The sequence below is a fragment of the Saccharopolyspora sp. ASAGF58 genome (assembly GCF_012277335.1).
Lineage (GTDB): Bacteria > Actinomycetota > Actinomycetes > Mycobacteriales > Pseudonocardiaceae > Saccharopolyspora > Saccharopolyspora hattusasensis.
In genome coordinates this window covers 7,304,007-7,328,861 of record NZ_CP040605.1, presented here as the reverse complement: position 1 = coordinate 7,328,861, position 24,855 = coordinate 7,304,007, and the positions used below count along the sequence as shown (strand labels likewise).

Annotated in this window: 17 protein-coding genes; 14 read left to right on the top strand and 3 right to left on the bottom strand. The window is 69.7% G+C overall.

The annotated features are described in order from the left end of the window. The first annotated feature begins 3 nt into the window (after nucleotides 1-3). The 14 genes from FDZ84_RS34540 (at nucleotide 4) to FDZ84_RS34480 (ending at nucleotide 20,969) form a co-directional block, all read left to right on the top strand. Nucleotides 4-528 (top strand): DUF4442 domain-containing protein, encoded by a 525-nt coding sequence (locus FDZ84_RS34540; RefSeq protein WP_210435308.1) that lies wholly within the window; start codon nucleotides 4-6, stop codon nucleotides 526-528. 63 nt (nucleotides 529-591) lie between these two features. Further along, nucleotides 592-1,101, top strand: a complete 510-nt coding sequence (locus tag FDZ84_RS34535) for a PaaI family thioesterase (protein ID WP_168589254.1) — start codon at nucleotides 592-594, stop codon at nucleotides 1,099-1,101. Nucleotides 1,102-1,136: 35 nt separating this feature from the next. Beyond that, nucleotides 1,137-2,021, top strand: a complete 885-nt coding sequence (locus tag FDZ84_RS34530; protein WP_168589253.1) for an alpha/beta fold hydrolase — start codon at nucleotides 1,137-1,139, stop codon at nucleotides 2,019-2,021. Between the two features lie 347 nt (nucleotides 2,022-2,368). Further along, entirely contained in the window at nucleotides 2,369-4,138 is a 1,770-nt protein-coding gene (locus FDZ84_RS34525) for a long-chain fatty acid--CoA ligase (protein WP_168589252.1), read from the top strand. Nucleotides 4,139-4,359: 221 nt separating this feature from the next. Beyond that, nucleotides 4,360-5,649 (top strand): NAD(P)/FAD-dependent oxidoreductase, encoded by a 1,290-nt coding sequence (locus FDZ84_RS34520; RefSeq protein WP_246868641.1) that lies wholly within the window; start codon nucleotides 4,360-4,362, stop codon nucleotides 5,647-5,649. Nucleotides 5,650-5,701: 52 nt separating this feature from the next. After that, entirely contained in the window at nucleotides 5,702-6,322 is a 621-nt protein-coding gene (locus FDZ84_RS34515; protein WP_168589250.1) for an SGNH/GDSL hydrolase family protein, read from the top strand. 117 nt (nucleotides 6,323-6,439) lie between these two features. Beyond that, nucleotides 6,440-10,150 carry a type I polyketide synthase gene (locus FDZ84_RS38320; RefSeq protein ID WP_246868640.1) on the top strand — a complete coding sequence of 1,237 codons (3,711 nt, stop codon included), beginning with the start codon at nucleotides 6,440-6,442 and terminating at the stop codon, nucleotides 10,148-10,150. A gap of 107 nt (nucleotides 10,151-10,257) precedes the next feature. Continuing rightward, complete coding sequence (locus FDZ84_RS38315; RefSeq protein WP_210435307.1) at nucleotides 10,258-12,585, top strand: SDR family NAD(P)-dependent oxidoreductase; 2,328 nt, start codon at nucleotides 10,258-10,260, stop codon at nucleotides 12,583-12,585. Nucleotides 12,586-12,632: 47 nt separating this feature from the next. Beyond that, nucleotides 12,633-14,741: a beta-ketoacyl synthase gene (locus FDZ84_RS34505; protein WP_246868639.1), complete on the top strand. Its 2,109-nt coding sequence runs from the start codon at nucleotides 12,633-12,635 to the stop codon at nucleotides 14,739-14,741. After that, nucleotides 14,735-16,315, top strand: a complete 1,581-nt coding sequence (locus FDZ84_RS34500; RefSeq protein ID WP_168589248.1) for a PfaD family polyunsaturated fatty acid/polyketide biosynthesis protein — start codon at nucleotides 14,735-14,737, stop codon at nucleotides 16,313-16,315. Before FDZ84_RS34505 ends, FDZ84_RS34500 begins: the two co-directional genes overlap by 7 nt. Continuing rightward, nucleotides 16,312-18,051 carry an acetyl-CoA carboxylase, carboxyltransferase subunit beta gene (accD, locus tag FDZ84_RS34495; RefSeq protein WP_168589247.1) on the top strand — a complete coding sequence of 580 codons (1,740 nt, stop codon included), beginning with the start codon at nucleotides 16,312-16,314 and terminating at the stop codon, nucleotides 18,049-18,051. The genes FDZ84_RS34500 and accD overlap by 4 nt, the downstream gene beginning before the upstream one ends. Beyond that, entirely contained in the window at nucleotides 18,051-18,578 is a 528-nt protein-coding gene (locus FDZ84_RS34490) for an acetyl-CoA carboxylase biotin carboxyl carrier protein subunit (protein ID WP_168589246.1), read from the top strand. The genes accD and FDZ84_RS34490 overlap by 1 nt, the downstream gene beginning before the upstream one ends. Then, complete coding sequence (locus FDZ84_RS34485) at nucleotides 18,575-19,927, top strand: acetyl/propionyl/methylcrotonyl-CoA carboxylase subunit alpha (RefSeq protein ID WP_168589245.1); 1,353 nt, start codon at nucleotides 18,575-18,577, stop codon at nucleotides 19,925-19,927. The genes FDZ84_RS34490 and FDZ84_RS34485 overlap by 4 nt, the downstream gene beginning before the upstream one ends. Before the next feature lie 70 nt (nucleotides 19,928-19,997). Beyond that, the gene (locus FDZ84_RS34480; RefSeq protein ID WP_210435306.1) at nucleotides 19,998-20,969 is read left to right on the top strand and encodes a PDR/VanB family oxidoreductase; all 972 of its coding nucleotides are present in this window, start codon (nucleotides 19,998-20,000) and stop codon (nucleotides 20,967-20,969) included. A 54-nt stretch (nucleotides 20,970-21,023) separates the two neighbouring features. On the opposite strand, the gene FDZ84_RS34475 is transcribed toward FDZ84_RS34480, so the two are convergent. Genes FDZ84_RS34475 through FDZ84_RS34465 form a run of 3 tightly spaced genes read right to left on the bottom strand, consistent with a single transcriptional unit; the run spans nucleotide 21,024 to nucleotide 24,853 of the window. Continuing rightward, nucleotides 21,024-22,724, bottom strand: coding sequence for a fatty acyl-AMP ligase (locus FDZ84_RS34475; RefSeq protein ID WP_168589244.1), 1,701 nt, complete (start codon nucleotides 22,722-22,724; stop codon nucleotides 21,024-21,026). A gap of 12 nt (nucleotides 22,725-22,736) precedes the next feature. Beyond that, on the bottom strand, nucleotides 22,737-23,966 hold the full coding sequence (locus FDZ84_RS34470; RefSeq protein ID WP_168589243.1) for a cytochrome P450: 1,230 nt from the start codon (nucleotides 23,964-23,966) through the stop codon (nucleotides 22,737-22,739). Next, on the bottom strand, nucleotides 23,963-24,853 hold the full coding sequence (locus FDZ84_RS34465; protein WP_168589242.1) for a cyclopropane-fatty-acyl-phospholipid synthase family protein: 891 nt from the start codon (nucleotides 24,851-24,853) through the stop codon (nucleotides 23,963-23,965). Before FDZ84_RS34465 ends, FDZ84_RS34470 begins: the two co-directional genes overlap by 4 nt. Between the last annotated feature and the right edge of the window lie 2 nt (nucleotides 24,854-24,855).

The window sequence follows — 24,855 nt, the reverse complement described above, 5'->3', positions numbered from 1 at the left end:
ATCGTGGCGCAGCAGCTGAATCGGGACGTGTTCGAGGGGTTCGCACCGTACGCGGGCTCCTCGGACGGCACGGCACCCGACTACGAGAAGATGTGCGAGCACGCCAACACGATGGTGCCGTTCAGCAACCACGTCGGTACCCGCATGATCGAGATCAGCCCTGAGCGGGGAGTCGTGGAGGTGCCAGCCGGCGAGCAGATGCACAACCACATGGGCGGCGTCCACGCAGGCGCCCAGTTCCTCGCCGCCGAGCTCGCCGGGGCGATGGCCTTCGGCGGAGCGTTCGCGCCGGTGATCACCCAGGTGAAGCTGTTCATCCTGCGCAGCTGCACGGTGTCGTTCCTCAAGCCCGGACTCGGCCGCATCCGCGCGGTTGCCACGCTGGATCCGCGCACCGTCGCCGACGTGCTCAGCGGAGAGGTCACCGGGCGGTTCGAACTCGACGGCAAGGCCTGGCTCTACGACGAGGGCGACACGGCCGTGGGCAAGGTCTACCTCGACTACGTCGTCGACGTGCTGCCCCGATGAAGCCGCGAGCACCGAAACGCTTTCCCAGCAACGAAACACGACGCACGCGTAGGGATGGTCGAGATGTCACAGCAAGCACCGAGCCTGTTCGAACCCCTGGCGGAGTACGGCGCAGGAACCGCGGACTACGAGAAGCTGCGCGAGATCACCAACTCGATGGTGCCCTTCAGCGTCCACGTCGGCGTCCAGATCACCGAGATCGGACCGGAGCGCGCCGTCGCCGAGATCCCCGCGGAAGACACCATGAACAACCACATGGGCAGCGTGCACGCGGGCGCGTTGTTCCTGGCGGCTGACATCGCCAACGGCTCGGCGTTCGTGGGCGCGATGGCTGCGCGGCTGGCCTCGGTCACCCGGTTCGTGGTCCGCGAATCCCGGTGCACGTTCCTCAAGCCGGCCTTCGGCCGGATCCGCGCCATCGCCACGGTCGACGAGCGCATCGTCTCCGACGTGCTTTCCCGCAACAGCACCGAGAAGTTCGACATCGACACCAAGGCCTTGTGCTACAACGACAACGACGTTCTTGTCGCCAAGTTCTCCTTCGACTGCGTCTGCAACATCGCCGCGGACTGACGCGAACCTTTCCGGCACCGCACCAAGGAGCCCCCATGCCCGAAGACAAGCCGGCGCCGACCGGATTCCAGGCGCTGGAAGCCGTCGAGGTGACCACCCCCGACAACGTCCGGTTCGTCGTGCGCGTCAAGCCGCAGGACGACCCCACCGCCCCGGTGGTCCTCGTTCTGCCCGCGATGGCGATGAAGGCGAAGTTCTACTACCCGCTGGTCAAGGCGCTGCACAACGAGGGACTGTCGGTGGCCACAGCCGACCTCCGAGCGCAGGGGGAGAGCACGCCGTCGCTGGAGGACAGCGGGAACTTCGGTTACCGCGAGATGGTGGAGACCGACCTGCCCGCGATCATCGAAGCCGTGGCGAAGCGTTTCCCCGGGGCCGCGCTGCACGTGTTCGGGCACAGCCTCGGCGGCCAGACCGCGCTGCTGCACGCCGCCGCCGATCCGGGCCGGATTGCCGGACTGTGCCTGTTCGCCACCGGAAGCGTGTTCTGGCGCGCGTTCCCGCCCGAGCGCCGGCTGAGCGTGCTGGCCGGTGGTCGCTACATCGGGTCGGTGTCGAAGCTGCGCGGGCGCTGGCCGGGCGGGCTCTTCGTGCCCGCACCCGTCGCGGGCCGGGTGATGACCGACTGGTGCTACCAGAACCTGACCGGCCGCTACCGGCTCGGCGGTTCCAAGCGGAACTACGCGCCGCTGCTGCGCGAGCTGACCATGCCGGTGATGGCGATCTCCCTGGACAACGATGAGCTGGGGCCGAAGTCCAACGTCGACTACCTGTGCACCCGCATTCCCCGGGCCAAGCTGACCCGCCGGCACTGGGACGCCGAGTCCGGCGTCGTGGAGAACTTGGACCACTTCGGGTGGATCAAGGACAGCCCGGCAGTGGCGGGCAAGGTCGCCGAGTGGATCACTCACGCGGCCTGACCACACCGAGGCCCAGGGGCGCACCGCAAGTCAATCGCGTTGCGCTCCTGTGGTTTTGCGGCGATAGGACATCGCAACCGCGCGTTAGCCAGAGCCGCATTGCCCTGCCACCGCGGGCGAACCAAGATTGAACGCAGGTCGGCACGACGGCGTGTCCCTCGCAGGGAAGACCGCCGCGTGACACGAGCACCAACCGGTGTCCGCGTGCACGACCGGATGCCTTCCTTGCGCTCCACGCCGAGTCCGAGCGAACCACCCCGGCAGCCGCTGGACGCGAATGACCTTGTTTCCCACCGCGTTCCCGGCACGGGTGCTGTGTCCGAAATCGACGGTAAAGGTGATCAGTGGTGCGGGAAAGCAGCGGTGGCGAGGGCCTGAGACTACCCGACGATCAAGGCCTCGCCCATGTCGTGGACGAAGGAGCCCGGCTCACTCCGGACCGGCCCCTGTTCAGCAGGCAGGTGGAGGGCGGGTGGCAGGACATCACCTGCCGCGAGGTCGCCGAGGACGTGCGACGCGTGGGCCGGAGCCTCATCGAGGCCGGAGTGCGCCGCGGCGACCGCGTCGCAGTGCTGGGAAACACCTGCTACGAGTGGGTGCTGGCCGATTTCGCCGTGCTGAGCATCGGCGCGATCACCGTTCCCATCTACCCGACCGCCTCGGAGGAGCAGGTCCGGCACATCATCACCGACTCCGGCGCCACCTGGTGCTTCGCCGAGACCACAGACCAGCGGCAGGACCTCGTGCGCATCGGCGGCGACGCCTGGCGCGTGTGGGAGTTCGCGGACCTGGCCGACTGGCGCACGCACGAGGCGTCCGACGGGGTCCTCGACGAGCGGCGCGCGCAGGTGCGGGCCGAGAACTTGGCGACGATCGTCTACACCAGCGGCACCACCGGCATGCCCAAGGGATGCATGCTGACCCACCGCAACATGTTCGCCGCCTCCGCGGCCAGCGTCGAGCACCTCGGCGAGGCGTGGCGTAGCAATGGGGGAGAGCAGGCCTCGACGCTGCTGGTGCTGCCCCTGTCGCACATCTTCGGTCGCACCATCCTCGGAGCCTGCCTTTACGCCGGAACGCGTACAGGACTTCTGCCGGGTTTCCCCGCGTTGCTCGGCGCGTTCGGCTCGTTCCGCCCCAGCTTGATGGGGCTGGTTCCCTACGCGCTGGAGAAGATCCGCAAGGCCGCCCGGCAGATGGGGGTCGATCCCGCCGCCGAGCGCGTCGCGATCGAGGCCGGCCGGGCGCGTTTCGACGGCGTGCCGATCCCCGCCGAACTCCGCGAGGAGTTCGACAGGTTCGACTCGACGGTGTTCGCGACGCTGCGCGAGGGCCTCGGCGGACGGTGGACGCACGTGATCTCCGGTGGTGCCTCGCTGGACGAGACAACGGCACTGTTCTTCCGGGGGATCGGCGTCAACGTCCTGGGTGCCTACGGGCTGACCGAGGCCGCGACCGCGGTCACGATCAACCCGTTGGAGGACAACCGGATCAACAGCTCGGGCCGCCCCGTTCCCGGTGTCACCGTCAGGCTGTCCGAAGAGGACGAAGTCCTCGTTCGCGGGCTGAACGTGACGCCCGGCTACTGGCCCGGTGCCGCCGAGGGCGACCCGCTGGCGGTCCACGACCCGGCTTCGGACTGGTTCCCCACCGGTGACCTCGGTCGTCTCGACGAGGACGGCTACCTTTACATCACCGGGCGCCGCAAGGAAATCCTGGTGACCAGCAGCGGCAAGAACATCTCGCCGACCCCGTTGGAGGACCGCGTCCGGCTGCACCCGCTGGTGAGCAACTGCATAGTGGTCGGCGACGATCGGCCCTTCGCCAGCGCGCTGATCACGGTGGACCCGGTGGCGGTCGGAAAGTGGGCCGCCGACAACGGAGTCGACCTGCAGACCCCCGGCTGGGCCGGTGATCCGGGCCTGGTGGCGGAGCTGCGGTCCGCTGTGGACGAGGCGAACGCACTGGTCTCACGGGCGGAGTCGATTCGAGAGTTCCGCGTGTTGGAGACCGACTTCACACTCGACGCCGGTCACCTGACCCCGTCGATGAAGCTGCGCCGCAAAGTCATCGAGCGGGATCACGTCGAGGTGATCGAGTCGATGTACAGCAAGTAGCGGCCGGGCACTCCACTGTTCATTTCTAGTTCCTTAATTCCAGGTTTCCGGAAACGGCGCGTTCGGCCAGGTGAACGAGAAATCAATTCTTCCTGAAGTCGTCCGCCGACCATCGGCGCATGTCGACATCGCTGATTGCATCGGCCTATCGCTCGATGCGCCGAGGCGTTAGATGTTGACCCAATTCGAGTCCAGGCAAGAGTATTCGTGTGAAGTCGCAAATGGGCCAGCGGATTTTCTCGCCCGGTGATGACGGGAGTTTTTTCCACATGTACGACGTGATCGTTGTCGGCGCGCGCTGCGCCGGATCTCCACTGGCGATGCTGCTGGCCAGGCAGGGGCATCGAGTGCTGGTCGTGGACAGGGCGACCTTTCCCAGTGACACGATTTCGACGCACTTCATCCAACAGGCCGGGCTGTCCCGCCTGAAGTCTTGGGGCCTGCTCGACCGGCTGGTCGCCACCGGCGTACCGCCGATCCGCCGGATGAACTTCGCCTACACCGGCATCGAACTCAGCGGTTTCGCCGAACCCATCGACGGGCTCACCGAGGTCTACGCCCCGCGCCGCACGGTGCTGGACGCTATCCTCGTCGACGCCGCCCGTGAGTCCGGCGCCGAGGTGATCGAGGGATTCGCGGTCGAAGAACTCGTCTACGACAACAACGACCGGGTCGCCGGAGTGCGCGGCAAGGTCGTCGGCGAAGAAGAGCAGAAGGAATTCCGGAGCCAGTTCGTCGTCGGTGCCGACGGTCGTAACTCCACCGTCGCCGAACTCGTGAAAGCCGAATTCTACGACGTCGTGCCTGCCGCCTGCTTCGTGTACTACAGCTACTTCAGCGGCATCGAGTGGGAATTCCACCACCAGACCGATTACAACCACCAGCAGATCGGCACTTGGCCCACCCACGACGGCCAGATGCTGTGCGCGGTCATGCGCCGCAAGGGCCGGTTCCACGAGTTCCGCGCCAACGCCGAGGAGAACTTCCACTCGATCTACGACGAGATCGTTCCCGAACTCGGCCAGGATCTCCGGGACAACGGCAAGCGCGAAGAGCAGCTGCGCCCGATGGTGTATCCCGACAACTACCGCCGCCGGTCCAACGGGCCCGGCTGGGCGCTGGTCGGTGACGCCGGCTACCACAAGGACCCCTTCACCGGCCTGGGCATCACCGACGCGCTGAAGTACACCGAGGTGCTGGCCGACAAGCTGCACCAGGGCCTCGCCGGGGACCAGCCGATCGACGAGGCGGTCGCCGAGTACGTAGCGCACCGCGACGAGGACAGCCGCGGCTCCTACGCGCTGACCACCAGCATCTCCGAGCTGGAGCTCACCCCGTTCTTCGACTCGGTATTCCGCGCGACCAGCCGCAGCGAGCACTTCAAGAGCCGGTTCTTCACGATGCTCGGCGGCGGTATCCACGGAGACGAGTTCTTCGCCCCCGACCAGTTGGAGAAGCTCTACGACGAGGTGGACTTCCCGGCCGACAAGCGACTGCTCTCGCCCAGCTGACATCCCCTTTCGAGGCGCCGTTTTTGCGGCCGCGAGAACGAAGGAACTTCACATGCCGGTGATCCGATTCGCAGCGCTGGGCGACAGCTTCGTGGAAGGCCGCGGTGACCCCGGACTCGACGGCCCGTTCCACGGCTGGGTTCCCCGGCTCGCCGAGCGGCTGGCAATCCCGCGCCAGGGCGTGCTCAACCTCGGGACCTACCAGGCGACGACCCAGCACGTCGTCGACCATCAGCTCTCGGTCGTGCTGGCGAACAAACCCCCGGTGATCGGTGTGATCGTCGGGGTCAACGACCTCGTCAGCGACTACGACCCGGAGCGGTTCCGCCGCAACCTGACCACGATCTATTCGAGCCTTCGCGGCGTGGACACCACGGTGTTCACCGCCGCCTACCCGGACATCCCGAAGAACCTGGCGGTCCCGGAGTCGTTCCGGGACCTGCTGCGGCGGCGGTTCGGCGAGGCGAACTCGGTGCTTCGCGAGGTCACCGCGGCGACCGGCGCGCTGTGCCTGGACGTGACCGCGATCGATGAGTGGTCGCAGCCGCGCATGTGGGCCGAGGACGGACTGCACCCCAGCGTCCTCGGCCACCGGCTCTTCGCCGACCAGCTGACCGATTTCGTCACCGGTGCGACGGGTCTGGTGCCGTCGGCACCGCTCGTCGCCGGGTGACGCCCGCCCAGCCACGCCGACGAGCCGACGCAGTCCCGGCGGCGATGACCACTTCACCTACGGCGGTACGTGCCTTCGTGCCGTCCGTGCGTACGAGAAGGACCTTGAGAGGAAGACGTGAGCGAGGGTACAGATCCGATGGACCGGGACCTGACACACCGGCGACTGGCGAACAACCCCATCGCGATTGTGGGCATGGCGGGCTTGTTCCCGATGGCGCGCAACTACCGCGAGTTCTGGCAGAACATCGTCGACGGCACGGACTGCACCGAGGAGGTGCCGGAATCCCGCTGGCGTCTCGAGGACTACTACGACCCCGACCCGTCGGTACCGGACAAGACCTACTCGCACCGCGGTGGATTCGTCCCCCACGTGGACTTCAGCCCGCTGGAATGGGGCCTGCCGCCCAACCAGCTCGATCTCACCAGCACGATGCAGCTGCTGAGCCTCGGCGTCGCCCGAGACGTGCTCCGCGACGCCTCGGCCGTGTGCTCGGACTGGTACGACGCGTCCACCACCGGGTGCGTGCTGGGCACCACCGGGCCGGTGCCGCTGACCCACCCGCTGGCTGCCCGCCTGTCCACCCCGGTGCTCAAGGAGGTCGTGCGCAGCTGCGGGCTGACCACCGAGGACGCCGAGAAGATCGCCGAGAAGTACACCCAGGCCTTCACCCCGTGGGAAGAGAGCACCTTCCCCGGGCTGCTCGCCAACGTCGTCGCGGGCCGGGTGGCCAACCGGCTGGGACTGGGCGGCATGAACTCCACCGTGGACGCCGCCTGCGCCGCGTCGCTGTCCGCGGTCCGGGTGGCCATCGCCGAGCTGGTGGACGGCCGCGCCGACATGATGATCACCGGCGGGGTCGACACCGAGAACTCCATCTTCGGGTTCATGTGCTTCAGCAAGACCCAGGCGCTCTCGCGCAGCAGCAAGATCAGTCCCTTCTCCGACGCTGCCGACGGCACGCTGCTCGGTGAGGGAGTGGGCATGCTCGCGTTGCGCCGCCTCTCCGACGCACAGCGGGACGGCAACCGGATCTACGCGGTCATCCGCGGTCTCGGTTCCTCCAGCGACGGCCGGTCCAACAGCATCTATGCCCCGCTCGCGAAGGGACAGCGGGTTGCGCTGGACCGCGCCTACGCCGACGCCGACTGCCCGCCTGACTCCGTCGAGCTGTTCGAGGCGCACGCCACTGGCACGCCGGTCGGCGACCGCACCGAGCTGTCCGCGCTGGGCGGCCTGCTGCGCGAGTCGTCGGCGGAGCAGCACTTCGCCGCGCTGGGAAGCGTCAAATCCCAGATCGGCCACACCAAGGGCGCGGCGGGTACCGCGAGCCTGATGAAGCTCGCGCTGAGCCTCTACAACAAGACGCTGCCGCCCACCATCAACGTCGAGCGCACCAACCCATCGGTCGACTTCTCCGACGCCCCGTTCTACGTCAACGTCAAGACCCGCCCGTGGATCCGCGACCCGCACCGCCCGGTGCGTCGCGCCGCCGCCTCGGCGATGGGCTTCGGCGGCACCAACTTCCACTTCGTGCTGGAAGAACACACGCAGGACCGCTCGGAAATCGAGACGCTCCACCGCGCCGCACGCGGCCACCTCTGGCACGCCGAGACCCCGCAGCAGCTGCTGGAGCTGCTCCGGTCGGGCGCCGCGCCGACGGAGGACGGGCAGATCCCGGACGCGCACGCCCGGATCGGCTTCGCAGCAGACGACCAAACCGCCCAGGAACTGCGGGAACTGGCCGCCGAGCAGCTCGCGGGAGCACTCGACGCTGAGGAGTGGACGCACCCTCGGGGCGTCTTCTACCGCGCCCAGGCGCGCCCGAACCTCAAGGTCGGTGCGCTCTTCGCCGGTCAGGGCAGCCAGTACCTCGAGATGGGGCTGGAGGCGGCGCTGAACAACCCGGTGGTGGGTGCGGCCTTCGACGCCGCGAACGCCGCGTTCGACGGGGCTGAGACCCGCCTCGCGCAGGTGGTCTACCCGCCGACGCTGCTGGACGCCGAGCTCCGCCAGGACCAGGAGGCCACGCTGCGCAAGACCCGCTACGCTCAGCCGGCGATCGGCGCGCTGTCGGCCGGCCAGTTCCGGTACCTGTCCTCGCTGGGACTGGAGTGCGCCGGGTTCCTCGGGCACAGCTTCGGTGAGCTGACCGCGCTGTGGGCCTCCGGTGCGATCACCGACCTGGACTTCTTCCGGCTGGCGCGGGCGCGCGGCGAGGCGATGGCCCCGCCCGCAGACCGGCAGGACGACGACCACGGGACGATGGCGGCCGTTCAGGCCGGCCGGGACCAGGTCACCGAGCTGCTGGCGGACTTCCCGGACGTCGTGGTGTGCAACAACAACGCGCCGGACCAGGTGGTCGTCGGCGGCCCCACGGCCGACGTGGAGGCATTCGTCGGGGTGGCATCCAAGCAGGACATGCCCGCCCGATTGCTGTCGGTGTCCGCGGCCTTCCACACCTCGCACGTCACACACGCCGTGGAGCGGTTCCGGCCCGCGGTGGCATCAGTCGACATCGGAGACCGCAGCAGCGCCGTCTACGCCAACAGCCCGGGCGCGAAGTACGGAGCCGACCCGGCGGCCAACGCCGAGACCTTGGTGGGGCAGCTGCTCGAACCGGTCGAGTTCGCCGACGCCGTGCGGGCCATGCACGACGACGGCTGCACGGTGTTCGTCGAGTTCGGCCCGAAGCAGGTCCTGACCCGGCTGGTGCAGCGCATCCTCGCCGACGAACCCGTCGTCGCCATCCCGACCGACGCGGGACCGCTGGGCGACAGCGACGTCGCGCTGAAGCAGGCCGCGGTCCGCCTGGCCGTGTTGGGTGTGTCGATGACCGGGATCAACGCCCACATCGCCGCCGACTTCGAAGAGATCACGCCGACCGGGATGACCGTGCCGATCTCCGCGGCCGAACACGTGCCGAGCGCGCGCCGCGAGGCCTACGTGGCGGGCCTCGTCGACGGCTTCGAGGTCTCCGCGCCCGCCCAGACCGCAACGCATTCCGCAGACCACGTCCGGCCAGTGTCCACCGTGGACGAGCCGGTGCACGAGAGGGAGCAGATGAACGACTCGCACGCCGCCTCCCAGCCCGCCTACCAGGTGCCCGCCCAGCCCCGGTCGCCGGAAGCCGACGACGCCGTGCAGCAGCACGTCGCGCTGCACACCCAGTACCTGGACGGCCAGCTTCAGGTGGCCGAGGCGCTGACCGGGCTGATGCGCGAGCACGGGCAGTGGGACCGCCCGGACTCGCGGCTGCCGGAGGTCGTGGAGAGTGTGAAGAACCAGAGCATCGCGATCTCGCAGGCGCACACCCGCGCCAACGAGGTGCTCGCCGAACTCACCGCCCTCGAACTGAGCGGGCAGCGTTCCTCGCAGCCTAGGGAGACGGTGTTCGCCGAGGCCACCGCGGTGCGACCGGCCGCGCCGCAGCAGGCGCTGCCCACCCGGCCCGAGCCCGAGAGCCTGCCTGCCGCGCCGCCTGTCGTGCCGGAACCTGCTGCGGTGAAGCCGGAACCGGCCCCTGAACCGGCTGCTCCGGTTTCGGCTGGTGTGGATGGGGTTTCGGTGCGTGCGGCGCTGCTGGAGGTGGTGTCGGACAAGACGGGGTATCCGGTGGAGATGGTCGATCCGGGGATGGATCTGGAGTCGGATCTGGGTGTGGACTCGATCAAGCGGGTCCAGATTCTGGGTGTCCTGCAGGAGCGGTTCCCGGGTCTGCCCTCGGTGGGTCCGGAGCAGCTGGGTGAGTTGCGCACGCTCGACCAGATCACCGAATTCCTGGTGCCGGCCGCGGGTGATGCGGACCCAAAAGCCCAGACCCGCTGAGCGACGGGGCCGCGCCTGCCGGGCATGGCCCCACCCCTCGGCACAAGGTCGAACTGGTCGCACTGCCCTGTCGTGACCTGCTTGGTGACGCCTACACCGCAGAGCCGGTGGCAGTGGTCGCCGATCGCGGTGGTGACGACGCCGAGGCGATCATCGGCGGACTGCGGGCACGCGGCTGGACCGTGCGCCGAATGGAGCTCAGCGGTTCCCCGGACGTCTTCGACGGCGCCACCGATGAACTGGAAACTGCTCTGGCGCAACACCTCCAGGGGCGCGTGGATCTGTGCGTGAACCTGCTGGACGGGCAGACTTGGGACACGAGCGTGCGGCAGGTCGCCGAGACGATCCTGGTCGCCAAGCACGCCGTCGCCTCGCTCACCAAGACCGCTGCGGCGGGTTCGCGGGCCGGTTTCGTCACGGTGACCCGGCTCGACGGCGGCCTGGGACTGCGCGGTGGGCGCCCCGCCGAGGAGGCCCTGGCTGGTGGCGTGGGCGGGATGGTGAAGACGCTCGCCTGCGAGTCACCCGATGTCTTCTGCCGGGCGCTCGACGTTGACCTGGGCGTGGACCGCGACGAGTTCGTCGCGGCGCTGCTCGGCGAGATCGCCGACGCGGCCACCGACACCACCGAAGTCGGAATCGACATCGACGGTGTCCGCTGGACCGTCGTGCCCGGATCCTACCGGCACGCCACCGCGCACCGCGACGAGATCGGCTCCGGTGTCCCGGACATCGGCCTCGGTGCGGACGACGTGCTGGTGGTCACCGGCGGCGCCAGGGGAGTCACCGCCCTGTGCGTCCGCGCGCTGGCGCAGCACACGCAGGCCGAGTTCGTCCTGCTGGGCCGCACCGAACTCGCCGACGAGCCGTCCTGGGTCCAGGGCGTCGCCGACGACGGGCTCAAGGCCGCGGCGATCGAGGAGATCAAGGCCCGCGGTGAACGCCCGACGCCCCGCGAGGTCGAGCGGCGTTCGCGCGACCAGATCGCACAACGGGAGATCCGCGCGACCGTCGACGCGGTGCGGCAGGCCGGTGCACAGGCCCGCTACATCGCGGTCGACGTCACCGACGACGACGCCGTCGCCTCCGCGCTCGCGCCGCTGCGCGACCGCATCACCGGTGTCGTCCACGGTGCCGGAGTGCTGGCCGACGCGCACCTGACCGACAAGACCGGTGACGAGATCGATCGCGTGTTCCGGACCAAGCTCACCGGACTGCGCACGATCCTCGAGGTCACCGACGCCGACGCGCTGCGGCACCTCGTGCTGTTCACCTCTGTGGCAGGGTTGCTCGGCAACGCTGGCCAGGCCGACTACGCGGCGGCAAACGAGGCGCTGTGCCGGCTCGCGGCGAGCTGGAAGCGGCGACACCCCGAGTGCCACGTCACGGCGATCGACTGGGGCGCGTGGGACGGCGGCATGGTCACCCCGCAACTGCGCGAGGTCTTCCACGCGCGCGGCGTGCGGCTGCTGGAACCCGAGGTCGGCGCGCAGGCGTTCGTCGAGCAGTTCGGCAGCGACCGCGCCGACGACGTGTGCGTGCTGGTCGGCGAGGACAAGTCCCTCACCGCTGGTGACGAGGCCCTGGCGGCCTCGTTCACCGCGCACCGCGACATCGCGCCACTGGCCGGTGACCCGGTGCTCGGTGCTCACGTCGTGGGTGAGCACGCGGTGCTGCCGGCGACCTTCGGGATCGGCTGGATGATCCACGTCGTCGAGCGCGCCAATCCGGGCCGTCGGGTCGTCGAGGCGCGTGATTTCCAGGTGTACAAGGGAATCCTGTTCGACGGGTCGCTGGGCGGCGGGCAGCACGTCGCCGTGGAGCCCGCCGGGGACGCGACCGTGAAGGTGTCGGTGCGCACCGACACCGGCGGGGCGCTGCCCGTGCTGCACTACGCGGCGACGCTCGTGCTCTCGGCGTCCTCTGTGGACGCTCCGGTGTTCACCCGCTCCTACCCGCTGGGCGAAGGCCCCGAGAACGGGCTGGACATCTACCGCAACGCCGTGCTGTTCCACGGCCCGCTGCTGCAGGGACTGCGGCGAGTGCTGCACCACTCCGACGACCGGCTGGTGCTCGAATGCCGGCTCACCGACACCCCGGTCGGCTCCGGCGCCTACCGGGGCGAGCTGCACAGCCCGGTGCTGGCCGACCTGCTGCTGCAAGGGCCGTCGGTGCACGGCAACCGGCTGCTCGGGCAGGCCAGCCTGCCGCTGGGCTTCGGACGTGCGGAGTACTTCGCGGCACTGCCCGGCGACGAGCCGTTCGTGCTGATCGTCGACGACGTGCGGCAGGCCCCGGCCGCGATCACCGTCACCGCCACGGCCTGCGACCGGCGCGGAACCGTGCTCCAGCGGTGGCACGACATCGAGATGGTGGCGACACCGGAGATGTCGGAGAAGTTCCACGAGGGCACCCGGCGGTGGTCGGGCGAATGAGCACTCCCACCACGCCGAAGCGAACTGGGACATCCGGAGGAGACGCAGTGACCAACGACCTGGAGGGGCTGGGCTTCGACGGCGAGCCCTTCGACCCCTTCGCCGTCCCACCCGCCGGGGCACAGCCTGCTCCGGCGGCACGACCGGCTCCGCAGACGCCGTTGGCCGGGCACGACGGCGTCACCGGGAACCTCGGTGCCGTCGCACGGGAGTTGCGGCGCGCGATCGCCGACGCGCACCGCAACGCGCTGCACGCACAGGTGCTGATGCAGGAACGGACCCTCAGCCGGTGGGGCGTCGGCATCGCGGAGTCCGCCGTCCCCGCAGTTGTTTCCCGCTACTTCGAGATCGTCGACGGCCGCATCAGCCTTACCACGGCCCCGCCATCAGCGCAGACACCGCCGCCGGTGACCACCGAAGCCCGATTCAAGCCGCTGGCGCGCAGCGCCCGGACCAGGCTCGACCGCGACGACCTCGCCCGACTGGCCGACGGGGACATCTCCGGGGTCTTCGGCCCCGGCTACCTCCAGCCCGGGTGCAACCCGTCGGTGAAGCTCGCCGCCGGTACGACCCTGTTGCTCGACGAGGTCGGCCGGATCGAGCTGCGTGGCGGCAGCAGCGGACGCGGCGCTCTCGTCGCTTCCGCCGCACCGCTGGACGGCACACCGGGACAGCTGCTCGCAGCGGGCGAGCAGGCGGCCGAGGTCTTCGCGCTTTACCTGGGCCTGCACCTGTGCCTCGCCGACGCGGTCTTCGCGCCCGGCGATGGCAGCGGTGAGCCAGCGCGCAGCGAAGCCGAGATCGTCGGACCGCTGTACGCCACGCGAATCCGGCTCGACGTCACCTGTGTCGACCTGGTGCCCCGGCCGCACGTCCGTGCCAACGTCGAATTCTGTTCCGGAGACGCGGTCGCGGCACGGATCACCGGGCTGTGCCTGGCGCTGGTGGAAAAGCCCGGTGTGCCGATCGGGCCGGCCCGCGGCGGCACCGTCCCGGCGTTCCTCGGGCGGTACTCCGCGGCCGGTGAGCAGACGTTGATCAGTGAGTTCCACATCGCCCACTTCGCCAGGGGCAGCCACGGGATCGCTTTCGGCCCGGAGTTCGAGCACTACTCCGACCGCAGGGCCACCCGGGTTCCCGACGGCGGGCTGACCCTGGTGGACCGCCTGGTGTCGATGGACGGCCGCCGGGGCGAACTCGACGGCGCGAGCTATGAGACCGAGTACGACGCGCCCGCCGACTCTTGGTACTACGCCGACACCGCCAACGCCTCCATGCCGAACATGATCTACATGGAGACCTCGCTCCAGTCGGCGCTGTCCATCGGGTACTTCCTCGGACCGACCCTGTCCGACCCGCAGGCACCGGTGAGCCTGCGCAACCTCGGCGGCACCGCGACCGTGCTGCGCGAGGTCGACCTGCGGGACAAGACCATCCGGCAGCGATCGAAACTGCTGTCGACCACGCTGAACAACGGTGCGTCGCTGCAGAGCTTCTCATACACGATGCTGGCCGACGGCGAACCGTTCTACGAAGGCGAAACCCTCTTCGGCTACTTCAGCGAGAAGGCGATGGCCAACCAGACCGGTCTCGACGCGGGCCGGGCCGCGCCCACCTGGCTGGACGAGCAGCAGCCTCGGCCCGCCGTCCGCACCATCGACGTCGCCGCCCGGCGCGCCAAACCCGCCGCCGCGCTGTGCGCCCGCGACCACTTCGCGCTGCTCGACGACCTGCACGTCGTCGACGGCGGCGGGCGGTACGGCAACGGCTACCTGCACGCGGTCCGCCGGATCGACCCGGATGACTGGTTCTTCGCCCGGCACTTCCCGCACGACCCGGTGATCCCCGGCTCGCTCGGCGTCGAGACGGTCATCCACGCGATGCAGGAGTGGCTGCTGGACGCGGGCCTGGGGGAGGGCATGGCGGATCCGGGTTTCATCCTGCCGGTCGGTGCGCCCTTCACCTGGAAGTACCGCGGCCAGTTTCTGCCCACTGATGGGGAAGCGACCCTCGAAGTGCACATCAAGGACGTCCGTCGAGGTCTCGGCCGTGTTCGCGTCACCGGCGACGCCAGCGTGTGGAAGCCGGGCCTGCGGATCTACGAACTCACCGACATCGCGGTGGAACTGCGTGAAGAAGGAGCACGGCCATGGTGACCACCACCCCGATATCCGGGCTCGCGCGTGACGCTGGCGCGGTCCACAACCGGCTGCTGCAACTCGACCGGCCGTTCTACCTGGTCAGAGATGCCCAGGGCGTCGCAGCCTGCGACAGCGCCGTGCCGGGTGTGCAGGTGCTCGCCGCGGTGCCGCCGCTGCCCGCGCCGGCGCTGGGGGACAAGGAATTTCTCACCGACCACGGCGTCGGGCACGCCTACATGGCGGGCTCGATGGCCAACCGCATCGCCTCGGCGGACATGGTGATCGCCCTGGCCGAGCAGGGGTTCCTCGCCTCCTACGGCGCGGCCGGTGTCGTCGCGCACCGGGTGGACGCAGACCTCGCCCGCATCCGCGCGGTGCTGCGCGGACGTTCGTTCGCGTGCAACCTCATCCACAGTCCGAACGAGCCCGCGATGGAGCGCTCGACGATCGACCTGTGCCTCATGCACGAGGTCCGCACCATCGAGGCATCGGCGTTCCTGGACCTGACGCCGCAGATCGTGCGGTACCGGATCGCGGGCCTGACCCGCGGAGTCGACGGAACCGTCGTCGCCGGCAACAAGGTCATCGCCAAGGTGTCCCGCACCGAGGTCGCCGAGAAGTTCCTGCGCCCCGCCCCGGAGGCGATGGTGCGTGAGCTGCTCGCCTCGGGCGCGATCAGCGCCGAGCAGGCCGAGTGGTCGCGGCAGATCCCGGTGGCCGACGACATCACCGCCGAAGCCGACTCCGGCGGGCACACCGACCGCCGTCCGCTGATGGTGCTGCTGCCGGAGATCATCTCGGTGCGCGGTCGCGTGCAGCGAGAACTCGGGTACCCGCAGCGGATCCGGATCGGCGCGGCCGGCGGCATCGGCACCCCGGCCGCGGCGGCCGCTGCCTTCGCCCTCGGCTCCGCCTACGTGGTGACCGGCTCCATCAACCAGGCCACCGTCGAGGCCGGGCAGTCGTGGCAGACCAAGCGGCTGCTGGCCGGTGCGGGCGTCAACGACTGCGACATGGCGCCCTCGGCCGACATGTTCGAGATGGGCGTCGAGGTGCAGGTCCTCAAGCGCGGCACCATGTTCGCCACCAAGGCCAAGCGGCTCTACGACGTCTACCGCGCCCACGACGGGATCGAGCAGATCCCCGCAGCGGAACGAAACAGCCTGGAGGAGCGGATCTTCCAGCGTCCGCTCGACGACGTGTGGCAGGAGTGCATCACGTTCTTCCAGGAGCGCGACCCGGGCCAGATCAGCCGGGCGCAGGACAACCCGAAACGCCGGATGGCACTGATCTTCCGCTGGTACCTGGGACTGTCCTCCGGCTGGAGCATCTCCGGCAACGAGGGCCGGGTCTCCGACTACCAGGTCTGGTGCGGTCCCGCGATGGGCGCGTTCAACAACTGGGCCGGCGGCACCTACCTGGCCGCCGTGGAGAACCGGCGCGCCGCGGAGCTGGCCACCCACGTCATGCGCGGTGCGGCGTTCACCAGCCGCGTCACGCAGCTGCGATTGGCGGGCGCCAGGCTGCCCGCGAGCGCGTGTTCCTACGTCCCCGAACCACTGGAGCTCGGCACCGGGAGGAATCGATGACCAAGTCCCTGGCCGCCCCGACACCGGATGCGGGCACCTCGTGGCTGGTGTGCCCGGGTTGCTCGGAGATGGTGTACCGCAAGCGGTTCACGCGGGCCCATCAGGTGTGCCCGGAGTGCGGGCTGCACTCACCGCTGACCGCCCCGCAGCGGATCGACCTGCTGCTGGACGCCGATTCCGTTGAAGTACTGGACTTCTCGCTGCCGGACAGCGATCCGCTCGGCTTCACCGACACCAAGCCCTACACCGACCGGCTGCGGGAGGCCCGCGCGCGCACCGGTCTCGACGAGGCGATCGTGTGCGCCCGAGGCCGCATCGAGGGCAACCCGGTGATCGTGGCGGCCATGGACTTCCGCTTCATGGGCGGCAGTCTCGGCTCCGCGGTGGGGGAGGCGGTGACCCGAGCCAGCGAGACCGCCCTCTACGAGCGGACTCCACTGCTGCTGGTGACCGCCTCCGGCGGTGCCCGCATGCAGGAGGGGGTGATCTCCCTGATGCAGATGGCCAAGACAAGCGCGGCCCTGGGACAGCTCGACGAGGCGGGCATCCTGACGGTCTCACTGATCACCGACCCCACCTTCGGCGGAGTAGCGGCCTCGTTCGCGACGCTGCCCGACGTCATCATCGCCGAACCCGGTTCCCGGCTCGGCTTCGCCGGCCGGCGCGTGATCGAGCAGACCATCCGCCAGCAGCTGCCCGAGAGCTTCCAGACCGCGGAGTTCCTGCAGCGCCACGGCGTGATCGACATGATCCGCCCCCGCGACGAACTCCGGCCGGCGCTGGCCAGGCTGCTGTCGGTGGCCAGCCGGCGCCCCGACGACGCGGCGCCGTCCCGGCACGCTCCGGCGACCGCGCTGGTCCGCGACCCAGGCCGGTTGCCCGAAGCCGACGCGTGGGAGAGCGTGCGGGCGGCCCGCAGGCTCGGCCGCCCGACCACCGCGGACTACATCGTCGCACTGCTGAAGGACTTCTCCGAGCTCCGCGGCGACCGCATGTCCGCCGACTGCCCCGCGCTGCTGGCCGGAATCGGGCGTCTCGAAGGAACCCCGGTCGCAGTCATCGGCACGCAGAAGGGGCACACCGCAGAGGAACTCGCCGCGAGCAACTACGGCATGCCCAACCCCGCCGGATACCGCAAGGCGGCACGCGTGATGCGGCTAGCGGGCAAGCTCGGCCTGCCGGTGATCAGCCTGGTGGACACCGCAGGCGCCTACCCGGGCATCGAGGCCGAGGAGAACGCGCAGGCCTCCGCCATCGCCGAGAATCTGCGCCTGATGGCGAGCCTGCCGGTGCCGGTGATCAGCGTGATCACCGGAGAAGGCGGCAGCGGCGGGGCACTGGCGCTCGCCGTCGCCGACCGGGTGCTGATGTCCGCCAACGCCGTCTACTCGGTCATCAGCGCCGAGGGCTGCGCGTCGATCCTGTGGAAGGACCCCGCCGCCGCACCCGAGGCCGCCAACGCCCTGCGCGTCAACGCGCGGGAACTGCTGCGGCTCGGCGTCGTCGACGGCGTCGTCACCGAACCCGACGGCGGAGCCGACACCGACCACGTGCGGGCCGCCGACGCCCTGCGCGATGCCTTGGTCGGCTGCCTCGCCGAACTGGCGCCGCTGGATCAGATGAACCTCGTGACCCGCCGCCACGCCAGGTTCCGCCAGTTCGGGGCCCTCGAACAGATCCCCGTGCCCGGCGAAGCCGCCCGTACCGACCCCGACGACGAGAAGGAGAACGTCTGATGAGCCCGACATCCGTCAACGGCACCCAGCTCCCGCTCCACGGCACCGACGATCTAGACCAGATCGTCACCGTCCTCCGGGAGCACGTGCACGCCCTGTCCGAGCGCTCTTCACGGGCCCCCAGTGCGGTCCGCCTGTCCGCCCGCGGCGTCGAACTGGAGATGACCTGGCCCGACGCACCCCTGCCGCACGCCTACGAACACCCCCGCACATCCGCGCCTGAGCCCGCCCCGGCCGCCGCGCCGGCCGAGACCGCGGAGGCCGACACGTTCGTGCTGTGCGCGGAGACCGTCGGCGTGTTCTACCGCGCGCCGGAACCAGGAGCGAAGCCGTTCGTCAACGAGGGCGACACGGTCCAGCCGGGTACGCAGATCGCGATCGTCGAAGCGATGAAGCTGATGATCCCGGTCGAAGCCGATCGGGCGGGCACCGTGATGGAGGTGCTGGTCGCCGACGGCGAGTCGGTCGAGCACGGGCAGCCGTTGATGAAGCTGGCCCCGGCCGAGCCCGGAGGCACCACGCGATGATCAGCAAGGTGCTCATCGCCAACCGCGGTGAGATCGCGCTCCGGATCGCCCGCACCTGCCGGGAGCTCGGCATCGCAACGGTCGCTGCGCACTCCTCGGAGGACCGCGACTCGGCCGTCGTGAGCTTCGCCGACGAGAGCGTACAGATCGGACCGGGCCCGGCGAAGTCGAGCTATCTCAGCATCCCGGCGCTCATCGAGGCGGCACGCGCCCGCGGGGCCGACGCGATCCACCCCGGTTACGGGTTCCTATCCGAGAACGCCGATTTCGCCGAGGTTTGCGAGCTGGAGGGCATCACCTTCATCGGCCCGACGGCCGAGGCGATGGGACGGCTGGGCGACAAGTCCAGCGCGCGGGCGATCATGCTCGACGCCGAGCTGCCGCTGCTGCCGGGCAGCCGCGACGGGCTTACCGGCGCGCAGGAGGCGAAGCAGCTCGCCGACGACATCGGCTACCCGGTCATCATCAAGGCCGTGGCCGGTGGCGGCGGGCGCGGCATGGCCGTCGTCCGGGACCCGGACGACTTCGAGCGTGCGTTCACCCAGACCCGGGCCAACGCCCAGGCCGTGTTCCGCGACGGGCGGCTCTACGTCGAACGCTACCTCGACAGCGCCCGCCACGTGGAGATCCAGGTGCTCGGCGACGGTCACGGCCACGTCGTGCACCTGGGCGCGCGGGACTGCTCCCTTCAGCGGCGGCACCAGAAGCTCGTCGAGGAGTCTCCCGCGCCGCGCCTCGATCCGCGGATCGTCGCGGAGATGGGCGAGGCGGCGGTGCGCGGTGCCCGCGCGGCGGACTACACGGGTGCGGGCACCTTCGAGTTCCTCGTCGACGGGGACGGCCGGTACTACTTCATGGAGGTCAACTGCCGGTTGCAGGTCGAACACCCGGTGACCGAGATGGTGACCGGCATCGACCTCGTCCGCGAACAGCTGCGGGTCGCCGCCGGTGAGCCGCTGGGATTCACCCAGGGCGACGTGCAGCACCGGGGTGTGGCGATCGAGTGCCGGCTTAATGCCGAGGACCCCGCTCGCGATTTCGCCCCCACCCCCGGCACGCTCACCCGCTGCGTGCTCCCGGGTGGCCCGTTCGTGCGCGTGGACACCCACATCGAGCACGGCTACCGCATCCCGGCGCTCTACGACTCGCTGCTGGCCAAGCTCATCGTGTGGGCCCCGGACCGGGATGCCGCGTTGGCCAAGATGCGGCGCGCACTGGCCGAGACGCGTATCGAAGGAGCGGGTGTGAGCACCACGGCCGGCTTCCTCGGCGAGCTGCTGGACCACCCGCGGGTCCGCGCGGCCGAGCACGACACGGCACTGATCGGCAGCCTCACGCCCGTCGCTTGACACGAACCGCCCGGCGGCCCCCGACGGCCGGGCGGTTCGCTTCGGCAGGACCAGACTTGGAGGACACACCGTGCCCGACGACCAGCCGACCCCTTCACATCAGACCCTGCGGCTGCGCGTGGCCGCCACCGAGATCGAGGCCGACGAGACCAGGTCGTTCGTGCTCGTCCCGGAATCCGGCGCGGACCTGCCGGAATGGGCCCCGGGCGCGCACGTCGACCTGCACCTGCCCGGTTGCATGATCCGGCAGTACTCGTTGTGCGGTGACCCGGCCGACCGCGGGCGGTGGCGGATCGGCGTCCTGCGCGAGCCCGCCGGCCGCGGCGGTTCGGCGCACCTGCACGACCAGGTCCGCGCCGGAACCATGCTCGAAGTCTCCGCGCCGCGCAACAACTTCCCATTGCGGGATGCCGCGCGCTATGTCTTCGTTGCGGGCGGGATCGGCATCACCCCGCTGCTGCCGATGATCGGCTACGCCGAGGCCACCGGGGCCGACTGGGCCTTGCACTACGGCGGCCGGAACCTCGCCAGGATGGCCTTCCGCGGCGAGCTGGCGACCTACGGCGACAAGGTCACCCTGTACCCCGAGGACGAGTCGGGCCTGTTGCCGCTCGACGACATCATGCGCTCGGCCGGTGAGGACGGGCTGGTCTACTGCTGCGGGCCCGAGCCGCTGCTGGCGGCGGCCGAGAACGCCTGGCGGGACAGGTCTTCCGAGCGACTGCGCATCGAGCGCTTCCACCCCCGCGAGGTGGTCGCCGACCCCGCCGCGGACGGGGCGTTCGACGTGCGGATTCACAGCACCGGCCGCAGCGTCCGGGTCGGCGACGGGCAGTCCATTCTGGACGTGCTCGCCAAGGTGGGCCTCGACGTGCCGTCCTCCTGCCGCGAAGGCACGTGCGCCACGTGTGAGACGGGCGTGATCGAGGGCTCGGTCGACCACCGCGACTCCATCCTGTCCGAGGAGGAGAAGGAGGCGGGCAAGACCATGATGATCTGTGTGTCCCGCTCCCGGTCCGCGGAACTGACGCTGGACCTGTGACCGCAGAGCGAGAAGCCCGGTCCGCGCCGCGCGCGGACCGGGCTTCTCGCGTTCTCAGGCGAGCACCGTGCTGGGCTGCCAGGATTCGAAACCCGATTCCAGGTAGCGCTTCTTCGCGGCGCGGCGCATGATCTTGCCGCTGGTGGTCTTGCTCAGCTGGCCGGGAGCGGCCAGCACCACGTCGCCGGGCGAGAGCTCGTGCTCCCGCACGATCGCTTGCCTGATTGAGGCGAGGACTTCGGCCGCGTCGACCTCGGTGCGGTCGCGCTTGACCTCCTGTACGACCACTAGCTTCTCGCCCTCTGGGCCGTCGATCGCGAAGGCTGCGCAGGCCGTGGGCTGCAACGCCGGGTGTGCCGACTGCGCCGTGTGCTCGATGTCGTGGGGGTAGTAGTTCCGGCCCCTGATGATGATCACGTCCTTCAGCCGGCCCACCACGTACAGCTCGTCGTCGATGAGCACGCCGAGATCACCGGTGCGCAGGTACACGCGCTCATCCACGCCTTCGCAGCGGGCTCGCAGCGTTTGCTCGGTGAGCTCGGGGCGTTGCCAGTAACCGGTGGCGACGTGATCGCCGGAGATCCAGATCTCGCCGATCTCGTCCGCAGCGCACGGACGGCGGGTCTCGGGATCGACGATCCTGACGTCCCCGGTCGGCGGCAGCAGACCCGACCCGACCAGCGTCCGGCCCGGTCCCGGAGCCGCCGCGACGAGCCGCCTCCGGCCCAGTGCGTCGATGTCGGCTTCGACTGTGCGCGGACCCCGGCCCTTCCGGCTGCCGGTGGACAGCAGCGTCGCCTCCGCCGACCCGTAACACGGGTACAGCGCCGACGGGCTGAAACCGAACGGCGCGAAAGTCTCGGCGAACCGGCGCAGCGTGTCGTACCGGAGCGGCTCGGCACCGTTGAAGGCGACCTTCCAGCTGCTCAGATCGAGGTCAGTGACGCCGGTCCTCTCAGCGTGCGCGATGCAGGCGTCGAAGGCGAAATTCGGGCCGCCGCTGGTGTGCGCGCGGTACCGGGAAATGGCCGACAGCCAGTTGAGCGGTCGGCGGATGAACGCCCCGGGCGCCATCAGCACACTCGTCACACCGAGATAGAGCGGCTGGAGCACGTTGCCGATCAGGCCCTGGTCGTGGTGCAGCGGAGTCCAGCCGACGAACGTCGAGTGCTCGTCGTGGCCGAAGGCGTGCTGGATCATCTCCTGGTTGGCCACGAGGTTGCGGTGCGAGACCATGACGCCCTTCGGCGCGGCGGTCGAGCCCGAGGTGTACTGCAGAAACGCCGTCGAGTCCAGCGACGCGGGCTCGGGAACGAACCGCGGGTCCGCGTCGAGCTCGTCGACCGGAACCCACTGCGCAGCACCGGAGACGGGTTCGAGCAGCGGTCTCGCCGTGGCCATCATGGTGGCGGTCGTGAGCACGGCGGCCGGTCGGCAGTCGGTGATGATGCCGTGCGTGGCTTCCTGCACCCGGGTCGGGCGCGGCGCGCTCACCGGTACCGCGATCACTTGGGCGTACAGGCAGCCGAAGTAGGCGACGATGAACTCCAGTCCGGGCGGGAACAGCAGCACGGCCCGGTCACCGGGCCGGCAGGACCGGTGCAGCCGGCCGGCGACGGCGCGCGCTCGCGCGTGCAGCTCGCCGTAGGTCAGCACCGACTGCTCCTGCCCGTGCTCGTCGAGGAACACGTACGCCCTGCGGCCGGGCTCGGCCACGGAACGACGTTGCAGGATCTCGGGAAGCGTCTGCGGCATTGTGGTCTCTCCTCAACCCACCGTGACTGGAAGTCGTTTGAGCCCGCGCACGATGAAGCTCTGGTCCTGCCACTCCAACTGATCGGAGCCGAGTCGCAGCGACTCTGGGCGGCGGTACAGGCACTCGAACGCCACCTCGGTCTGCAACTCGGCCAGCAGCCCGCCCAGGCAGCCGTGCATGCCGTGGCCGAAGGCCAGGTGAGACCGGACGCCGCGGGTGATGTCGAACTCGTCCGGCCGGTCGAACATCGCGGGATCCCGGTTGGCGGCACCCAGGCACAGCAGGACCTGATCGCCCTGCTCGATCAGCTCACCGCCGACCTCGACGGCGCGCGTGGCCACGCGCTTGGTCTGTTGCAGCGGGCTGTCGTAGCGCAGCGCCTCGGCGACCGCACCCGGAATGTGGCCGGGGTCGTCGCGCAGCAGGGCGTCCTGTTCCGGGTGCCGGAGCAGGGCGAGAAGTCCGTTGCCGATGAGGGATTTCGTGGTCTCGTTGCCCGCGACGAAGCACATCATGCAGACGAACACGATTTCGGCGTCGCTGAGCCGGTCGCCGCCGCCGGTTTCCGCCGCCAGCAACTGGCTGACCAGGTCATCGCCCGGCCTGGACCGGCGTTCGGTCACCAGCGCGCCGAGCCGGTCGGCGAACTCCTGGACGACGTCGCAGACGTGGGCGAAGTCCGCGTTGTTCATCAGTCCCGGTTCGAGCAGGAACCGGATGTCGTGGGTCCACTGGGTGACGTGCTCGCGGAGATCGTCGGGCAGGTTCATCCAGCGGGACATCACGGTGCTGGGCAGTGGCGCGGCGAGATCGGCGATGGCGTCCATGCCACTGTCGGCCCACGCCCGCTGCACCAGCTCCTCCGCGGTCTCGGCGACCAGCGGGCGCAGCCCCGCCGCCGCGCGGGCGGTGAACACGCGGTTCACCAGCCCGCGCAGCCGCGCGTGGTCCGGATTGTCTGTGAACACCAGCGATTTCCGGGCGAGCTGCTGGATGGTTGCGATGTTGTGCTGCGTGAGACGGCCTGCCTGGCGGTCGATCAGCTCCGGGATCAGCCCGGCGCCGAAGGTGCGGTCGAGCAACACCTGCCGCACCTCGGCGTGTCGGGTCAGCACCCACATGCCCATCGTCCGGTGTACCGGACGGGTCTCGCGGAGCCGCCGGTAGACGGGGTAGGGATCGTGCCGGAAATCCGCGTTGAAGGGGTTGAACCGCACCGGTGCGGGTTTCTGCGAAGTCATTGCGCTCCGGCTGCGAACAGGCTCGCGGGGTAGGGGCGGAGCACGAGCCGCAGCAGGCAGATCTTGCCCATCCGGAACCCCATCGCGGATTGCTTGAGGTACCGCTCGTAGCGGGCGGTGACCTCCAGCCCGACGAGGCGCACCGCCTCGTCCCGGCGCTGCCGGAGCCGGTGCGCCCACTGCTCGCAGGTCCAGGCGTAGTCGAGCCGGCCGTTGACGACCGACTGCACCTCGAAGATGCCCTCGGCGGCCGCGGTGATCTCGGCCAGCGTCGGCAGGTCGGCGTCCGGGAAGATCGATTCCTGGATGAACGTGCTGGCCTGCTCGCGGGACATGTTGGCGTACGCGATGGTCTGCAATGACAGCGTTCCGCCGTCATCGAGCCAGTCCCGGCAACGGGTGAAGAACTCCCGGTACTGCGCGATCTTCTCGGCCGATGATTCGTCGGGCCTGGCGAAGTGCTCGAACGCGCCGATGGAGATGATCCCGTCGAACCGGGAGTCCGGCTCGTAGCGGGACCAGTTCTCGGTGCGCACGTCCACACCGGCCAGTTCCAGGCCCTGTATGTGGGCGGCCTGCTCCTCACTGAGCGTGAGGCCGACGGATTCGCCGACGCCGTGCGTGGTGGCCAGCAGGCGCAGGGTGGAGCCCCAGCCGCAGCCGATGTCCAGGACCCGATCGGCGTCGTCGGCGCCGATCGCGTCCAGGTGGTATCGCAGCTTGTGCTGCTGGGCGGCCTCGAGGGTGTCCTCCGGCGTCCGCCGCAGGGCGCACGAGTAGGTCAGCGACTCGTCCAGCCACAGGCCGTAGAAGTCGTTGCCCACGTCGTAGTGGTGGCGGATGGCGGCGGATGCCTCGGTGTCGCGGATGCTTCCGGTCGAGGTCATGC

Bases quoted from the DNA above. Each gene is read 5' to 3' on its own strand.
- FDZ84_RS34535 (WP_168589254.1), top strand. From the start codon at position 592: ATGTCACAGCAAGCACCGAGCCTGTTCGAACCCCTGGCGGAGTACGGC.
- FDZ84_RS34530 (WP_168589253.1), top strand. From the start codon at position 1,137: ATGCCCGAAGACAAGCCGGCGCCGACCGGATTCCAGGCGCTGGAAGCC.
- FDZ84_RS34520 (WP_246868641.1), top strand. From the start codon at position 4,360: ATGGGCCAGCGGATTTTCTCGCCCGGTGATGACGGGAGTTTTTTCCAC.
- FDZ84_RS34515 (WP_168589250.1), top strand. From the start codon at position 5,702: ATGCCGGTGATCCGATTCGCAGCGCTGGGCGACAGCTTCGTGGAAGGC.
- FDZ84_RS34500 (WP_168589248.1), top strand. From the start codon at position 14,735: ATGGTGACCACCACCCCGATATCCGGGCTCGCGCGTGACGCTGGCGCG.
- accD (WP_168589247.1), top strand. From the start codon at position 16,312: ATGACCAAGTCCCTGGCCGCCCCGACACCGGATGCGGGCACCTCGTGG.
- FDZ84_RS34490 (WP_168589246.1), top strand. From the start codon at position 18,051: ATGAGCCCGACATCCGTCAACGGCACCCAGCTCCCGCTCCACGGCACC.
- FDZ84_RS34485 (WP_168589245.1), top strand. From the start codon at position 18,575: ATGATCAGCAAGGTGCTCATCGCCAACCGCGGTGAGATCGCGCTCCGG.
- FDZ84_RS34475 (WP_168589244.1), bottom strand. From the start codon at position 22,724: ATGCCGCAGACGCTTCCCGAGATCCTGCAACGTCGTTCCGTGGCCGAG.
- FDZ84_RS34470 (WP_168589243.1), bottom strand. From the start codon at position 23,966: ATGACTTCGCAGAAACCCGCACCGGTGCGGTTCAACCCCTTCAACGCG.
- FDZ84_RS34465 (WP_168589242.1), bottom strand. From the start codon at position 24,853: ATGACCTCGACCGGAAGCATCCGCGACACCGAGGCATCCGCCGCCATC.